This is a genomic window from Massilia oculi (genome assembly GCF_017582745.1).
In the GTDB taxonomy this organism is placed as follows: Bacteria; Pseudomonadota; Gammaproteobacteria; order Burkholderiales; family Burkholderiaceae_D; genus Telluria; species Telluria oculi_A.
On the sequence record NZ_JAFVIM010000038.1, the window covers coordinates 25423 to 31956 of the forward strand.

Consider the following 6534-nt stretch of genomic DNA (forward strand, 5'->3'; position numbering starts at 1 on the left):
GCTATCCCATGTTGTCCGCCCTGTCCCACCCGAGCTTGCGCGATTGCCGCCGGCTGTTCCTGCGCAATTACGAAGTGATGATCAATATCGGCGTGCACGATTTCGAGAAGAAGGGCGAGCAGCGTGTCCTGATCAATGTTGAGCTGTACATTCCGCTGGAGCTGTCGACGCCGAAGGCCGACCAGCTGGCGGAAGTGGTCGACTACGATTTCATGCGCGAGACCATTGCCCAGCGCATCGCCAAGGGCCACATCCACCTGCAGGAAACGCTGTGCGACGACGTGGTGGCCGCCATGCTGACCCACCCGCGCGTGCGCGCCGCCGGCGTGTCGACCATGAAGCCGGACGTCTATCCGGATTGCGAAGGCGTCGGCGTCGAAGTATTCAGGATCAAGGAAGAAGCATGAACGAAACGGTGATTGAACGCGTCGTCGAAGACGACTTCCCGACCGCCGGGGCCGGCATCGACGCGAAGAAGCAAGAGAAGATCGCGCGCGAGGACAACAAGCTGCACAAACGCCTGTGCCGCCTGGTGGGCCAGGCGATCGGCGACTTCAATATGATCGAGGACGGCGACAAGGTGATGGTGTGCCTGTCGGGCGGCAAGGACAGCTATGCGCTGCTCGACATCCTGCTCACCTTGCGCGAGCGCGCGCCGATCCACTTCGACATCGTCGCGGTCAACCTCGACCAGAAGCAGCCGAACTTCCCGGCGCATATCCTCCCGGCCTACCTGGACAAGCTCGGCGTGCCGTATCACATCGAAAACCAGGACACCTACAGCATCGTCAAGCGCCTGGTCCCGGAAGGCAAGACCACCTGTTCGCTGTGTTCGCGCCTGCGGCGCGGCATCCTGTACCGCGTGGCCGACGAACTCGGCTGCAACAAGATCGCCCTGGGCCACCACCGCGACGACATCCTCGAGACCTTCTTCCTGAACATGTTCTTCGGCGGGAAGCTGAAGGGCATGCCGGCCAAGCTGGTGTCGGACGACGGCAAGCACATGGTGATCCGCCCGATGGCCTATGTGAAAGAAGCCGACACCGAGCGCTATGCCGAAGTAAAAGGCTTCCCGATCATCCCGTGCGACCTGTGCGGCTCGCAGGAAAACCTGCAGCGCAAGCAGATCAAGAACATGCTGCGCGAATGGGAAAAGAAGCATCCGGGCCGGGTCGAGAATACTTTCTCGGCGTTGTCGACCGTGGTGCCGTCGCATTTGCAGGACAGGAACCTGTTCGACTTCGTCGGGCTGAAGACCGATGGCGTGCCCAATCCGCTGGGCGATATCGCGTTCGACGAGGAGCCATGTTCGACGCCGGCGGCGAATACGATTTCGTTGACGCAGCTCTGACAGCCGCGTATCGATGAAAGCAGAGGCCAGGCCTCTGCTTTTTTTTCGTCCCGATCCACGCAACGACGCCATGACCGACATCTCTGCCAGAACCAGCCTGCACGCCCATTACGACACGATGTGGGAACACGCCTTCGCTGCGATCGCGCGCGGGGACGTCGACTACGACGCGCGTCTTGCGGCCGGTCCCGACCCGCGCCGGGGCATCAGCCTGATCGCGCGGCCCTGCCCTTCGCTGCGAACGCGCCTCGACGGCCTGCTGGACCGCCTGGCCGGCGCCGAACCGCGGCAGTATCGCTATCCGGCAGCCGATATGCACATGACGATCCTGTCGCTGCTGACCGCCGGCGCCGGCGTCGCCATCCACCCGGCGCTGGTGGATGACTATCTGGCGGCGGCCCGGGCCGCGGTGGAAGGCATCGAGGCAATCTAGATCGACTTCGGCGGCATCGCGCTGTCGCGCGGCGCGGTGATGGCGCGCGGTGTTCCACGCGGGCGATCGCTGGAGATCTTGCGCGAGCGCCTGCGGACCGCATTGCGCGAGCGGGGCCTCGACGGTGCGCTCGACCGCCGCTATCGCCTGGTGACCGCGCATATGACGCTGTTTCGTTTTACCGAACCCTTGCGGGATGCGGCGCGTTTTACTGCGCTGCTCGCCGAGCTGCGCGACGAGCCGCTCGGCGTCATGCGCATCGAACAGGCTGAACTGGTGATCAATGACTGGTATATGTCCAGCCAGTCGCTGGTGCGGGTGGCGGCACTGCCGCTGCGCGCATGACATGGATGCTTCCGGCATCGATGTCGAATCACTCCTTCGCCCACGATTATTAATGATAATGCAGTATCATTATCGTTGAGAGCGGTCACGCGGCATGATGCGCGTGCACGTCCAGGCAAAGGATTCCAATGAAACAAGCTACCTCGAACGTATTCGATCAACCCGTGTCCATTACCCCGGTAGAGCAGGCCGCCGTCAACCGACGTCGCCTGCAGAGCCTGGACGCACTTCGCGGCTTCGTGATGGTGATCATGTTGCTCGACCATATTCGAGAGAACTGGTACCTGTACATGAACGTGCCGGACCCGGTGAATCCGGTGACCGTGGAACCGGTCATGTTTTTCCTGCGTATCGTCACCAATTTGTGCGCCCCGGTGTTCGTCGCCCTGACCGGGCTGGGTGCCTATCTGTATGGCCAGAATCATACCCGGGTCGAGACCGCCGCCTACCTGCTCAAGCGCGGCCTGCTCCTGATGGCGATCGACGTCACCCTGCTCACCTTCGCCTGGACGGTCAAGCTGCCGATGACGTTCTGGCTGCAGGTGATCTGGGCTATCGGTGTGTGCATGATTGCCCTGGCCGCCCTGATCTACCTGCCGAAGAAACTGCTGCTTGCGCTCGGCCTGTCGATCGTGGCCGGCCACAATCTGCTCGACGGCATTCGCCTGGTACCGGGCGAGCCCGGGTTCGTGGCCTGGGCGCTGCTGCACCAGCGCGACATGATCGCGCTGCCGTTCGGCGCGTTCGCCAGGACCTCGTATCCGGTGCTGCCGTGGATCGGCGTGATCGTGCTCGGCTACCTGCTTGGCAGCTGGTACGAACGCGACAAGAGCAGTGCCGCGGACAGCGGCCGGCGTGTACGGCGCCTGCTGGCATTGGGATTCGGCATGCTGGCGGCATTCGTCGTGCTGCGCGCGCTGAACGTGTATGGCGACAAGCCGTGGGTGGCGGGCGACTCCGCGCTGCACACGATCATGGGCTTCATCGCGCTGACAAAGTATCCGCCATCACTTCTGTTCCTGCTGCAAACGCTGGGCGTGGGGGTGGTCCTGCTCGCCTTGTTCGAACGCTGGGAAGGCCATCCCTGGCTGAATGCGCTGGCGGTGTTCGGCGGCGCGCCGATGTTCTTCTACATCCTGCACATCTATGTGCTGCGCGCGCTGTACCACGTCGCCTTCATGATCTGGGGACCGACCCACGGCGTGAGCTTCGGGCTGGATGACGTCAACTGGCTCTGGCTCTGGTACGCGGTTCTTCTGCCGGTGCTATATGTGCCGACCGCATGGTACTCGCGCCTGAAGGCGCGCCGGCGCGACATCACCTGGCTCAAGTATTTCTAGAACGCTGCAGTGCCGGGCCGGGGGGGCCAGGACGACCGGATCGTGCTAGGCTTGCTGTGAATTCACTGTCAAGAGAATGGCATGCACTTGCCCTCGATCCAGCCTGCGCGCCTGCTACGCAATCTATCCCTGGCCCTCGCCGTGCTGTTGCCGGGCATGGCCTTCGCCGAACCCAGCGCAATCTACCTGGTCCGCCATGGCGAAAAGGCCAGCATCGGCAAGGACCCAGCCCTCACGCCGCAAGGCCAGCTGCGCGCGCAGAACATCGCGACGATCCTTCACCGCACCGGCATCCAGGCCATCTTCAGCACGCCGACCGCGCGCACGCTGCAGACCGCACAGCCGCTGGCACGGCAGCTGGGGTTGCAGGTCGGGCAGTACGACCCGGCCGCGCCGAAAGCGCTGGTCGACAAGGTGAAGGCAGTGCGCGGCCCGGTGCTGGTGGTGGGTCACTCGAACACGCTGCCGGAACTGGTGCGCCTGTTCGGCGGCGAGCCCGGCCTCGATATCGCGGACGACGAATACGACCGCCTCTACCAGCTCACGCCTGACGCCGGCGGCGCGGTCAGGACGGTCATCCTGAGCTCGCTACCCGCGTCCTCCGGCACGCCCTGAGCGGCAACTGCGGCGTTCCGACAACAGCCGCTGTCTTACGTTTTCCACAATTAACAATTGTCTCAAAATTGTATCGACCAAGAGTCGAATGCCCGATAGCATTAGTATTTATGCAAAAAAAAGTATCGGGAGAGGAATTGTGGACCTGTCACAGGCGCGCTTCGACCGCATCGTCAATCTCATCTACGACACGCTGGACGACCGGGGCGCCTGGCGCCGCATGCTCGACAGCGTGCATGAGGCGATCGGCGGACGCGCCGTCCACATGCTGGCCTTCGATGGCGAGCGTGGCGCGCTGTCGTACAGCGACGGCGCCGCGATGGCGCCGCAGATCGACCTCGAATACATCCAGAAATACCAGTTCATCGACCCGCGCGTGGGCCTGCTGCGCCAACAGTCCACGGGCGACTGGCTGCACTGCCACGAGCACTTCGACGACGGTTTCGCCGCTTCCCACCCCTTCTACCAGGAATTCCTGATCCCGCATGGGGCGCGCTATGTGTCGGCCTGCAAGCTGGCCGATACGCCGGAGGCGACCGTCATCTTCTCTTGCCTGCGCAGCAGCGGCGAAGGCCCGCTGCCGCCGGACGCCCTGGCCTTCCTCGACCGCCTGCGCCCGCACATGGAGCGCGCGGTGCGCATGGGCCTGGCCCAGTTCGTGTATTCGACCCAGGCGCTGGTGGGCCATGCCCTGGTCGACAAGCTGCGCCAGCCGGTGATGCTCCTGACCGCGACCGGCGACGTCGTATTGGCCAACGCCGCGGCGCGCAGCCTGCTCGCCTCCACCAGCCTGGTGCAAGTAGCCGATGGCAAGCTGGTGCTGCCGCAGCGCTACCGCACGTCCTTCCTGATGCAGTGCGGCGAGCTGGAAACCCGCGTGCGCAATGCCGTCGCGCAGGGCAAGCCCGACGACAAGGAATCGCGCGCGCTGCACATGCGCAGCGAAGCCGCCTCAGGTGCGGCAGCCGATGCGCTATATGCCTTCTTCACGATGCTGGTCCCGGAACACACGCTCGGCAGCTTCGGCCTGCGGCCGCTGGTGATGCTGTTCTTCTACCACCCGACCTCGGTCCAGGTGATCGATTCGGCCCTGCTCACCGCCGCCTTCGGCCTGTCGCATGCCGAATGCAAGATCGCGTCGATGCTGGCCGATGGCGTGCCGCTCAAGACCATCGCCGACCTGCTCGGCGTGCAGTACGACACGGTGCGCAAGCAATTGCTGTCGATTTACCAGAAGACCGCCACCAACCGCCAGCCCGAGCTGGTTCGGCTGTTGATGAACCTGCCGGCGTCACAGCTACAGCGCGCACTCAGGGAAGGCAGCGGTCGGCGCCTCGAGGGAGACGGCGCCTGACCGCGGATGAGACGTCAGGGAGCAACGTTCGCGCGCAGCACCGGATACAGGTTCATGCGCACTGCGGGGTCACGCACTGCGGGGTCACACCGCACTGCGGGGTCAGGTCTGACATTTGGACACGGCCTCTACAATGATCTGCTTTTATTTGCCTTCTCAAAGCCGGCAACCGCTCTGCTGACCGTTTTGGTCGCCACACCAAACGCGCGTGCAATCTCCGACATGGTGAAGGCGGTAGAGGCGTAAGCACGTGCCATTGCCTCTCCCCTGTCCGGGTACCGGTCCTGATAGTCAGACAACGGAAGCGCAACTGCGCGTCGTTCAGATCTCTTGGTTTCTATAAGCTCTTCGGATTGCTGCAGTTGCTGATGCACCGATATGAAAGTTTCATCGCCAAGAAGGATTTGATGACGGGTAGCCTCGAATGGACTCGGTTGTCCGAGCCCAGCAAGCACAAATTCTTGGTACGCCACGATCGCGCTCGTCGACGTATCACCAAACTGCCTTAAAAGCCAGTTGCGCTCAAGCCAGTCAGGTGAAACGTCATCACCAATAAAATAATGGTAACTGCTCCATCTCCATTCGTTCAGGGCCGCTACCGTATTAGCGCGCAGAGGATTTAGAACAATATAACGAGAAACCTCTAGAAGATAACTATCTTTCTGAACCAATATCGCCTTATAGCGCCCTTGAAACAAGTGCCCAACAACACGATGCCGTCGATTGAAATGCTGTGAGTAATGACCGTTGAGCTGGCGCATACAACTCGGTAGATTCCCTTCGACCGTTTCCACTAATAAATGGTAGTGGTTGGTCATCTGGCAAAAACTGTGAATGATGCAATGATGGCGCTCGCAAACCTTCGCAAGCACATCTAGCCAGATACGTCGATCAGCGTCATCCCGAAAGATAGGTGCGCGTCGGTTTCCGCGCGACGTCACGTGGTAGAGCGCCCCCGGAAAATTGACTCTGAGTGGGTAATCCCCCCACAGAAAGAGCGCGTTTAGAAGTAGAATTTTCTACTTAAGAACAGAAAGCTCTACATGAAGACGTCCCGTTTTACCGACAGCCAGATCATCGCCATCCTCAAGCAAGC

General features: G+C 62.0%; 8 protein-coding genes. 7 read left to right on the plus strand and 1 reads right to left on the minus strand.

Annotation, left to right across the window (positions count from 1 at the left end; genetic code table 11):
* Nucleotides 1-8 precede the first annotated feature (8 nt).
* From J3U95_RS26620 to J3U95_RS26650, 7 genes are all read left to right on the plus strand, one after another.
* Nucleotides 9-407 carry a dihydroneopterin aldolase gene (locus J3U95_RS26620; protein WP_005663650.1) on the plus strand — a complete coding sequence of 133 codons (399 nt, stop codon included), beginning with the start codon at nucleotides 9-11 and terminating at the stop codon, nucleotides 405-407.
* The gene (ttcA, locus tag J3U95_RS26625) at nucleotides 404-1351 is read left to right on the plus strand and encodes a tRNA 2-thiocytidine(32) synthetase TtcA (RefSeq protein WP_208281547.1); all 948 of its coding nucleotides are present in this window, start codon (nucleotides 404-406) and stop codon (nucleotides 1349-1351) included. Before J3U95_RS26620 ends, ttcA begins: the two co-directional genes overlap by 4 nt.
* A gap of 70 nt (nucleotides 1352-1421) precedes the next feature.
* Complete coding sequence (locus tag J3U95_RS26630; protein WP_208281548.1) at nucleotides 1422-1784, plus strand: hypothetical protein; 363 nt, start codon at nucleotides 1422-1424, stop codon at nucleotides 1782-1784.
* 78 nt (nucleotides 1785-1862) lie between these two features.
* The gene (locus J3U95_RS26635; RefSeq protein WP_208281549.1) at nucleotides 1863-2129 is read left to right on the plus strand and encodes a hypothetical protein; all 267 of its coding nucleotides are present in this window, start codon (nucleotides 1863-1865) and stop codon (nucleotides 2127-2129) included.
* Nucleotides 2130-2257: 128 nt separating this feature from the next.
* Nucleotides 2258-3469 carry an acetyltransferase domain-containing protein gene (locus J3U95_RS26640; protein WP_208281550.1) on the plus strand — a complete coding sequence of 404 codons (1212 nt, stop codon included), beginning with the start codon at nucleotides 2258-2260 and terminating at the stop codon, nucleotides 3467-3469.
* 81 nt (nucleotides 3470-3550) lie between these two features.
* Nucleotides 3551-4084, plus strand: coding sequence for a SixA phosphatase family protein (locus J3U95_RS26645; protein ID WP_229520118.1), 534 nt, complete (start codon nucleotides 3551-3553; stop codon nucleotides 4082-4084).
* 139 nt (nucleotides 4085-4223) lie between these two features.
* Nucleotides 4224-5438 (plus strand): helix-turn-helix transcriptional regulator, encoded by a 1215-nt coding sequence (locus J3U95_RS26650; RefSeq protein ID WP_208281551.1) that lies wholly within the window; start codon nucleotides 4224-4226, stop codon nucleotides 5436-5438.
* A gap of 128 nt (nucleotides 5439-5566) precedes the next feature.
* Here the strand turns inward: J3U95_RS26650 and J3U95_RS26655 are convergent, their stop codons facing one another.
* A complete protein-coding gene (locus tag J3U95_RS26655) occupies nucleotides 5567-6454 on the minus strand; it encodes an REP-associated tyrosine transposase (RefSeq protein ID WP_441295269.1) in 888 nt (295 codons plus the stop codon).
* Nucleotides 6455-6534 lie beyond the last annotated feature (80 nt).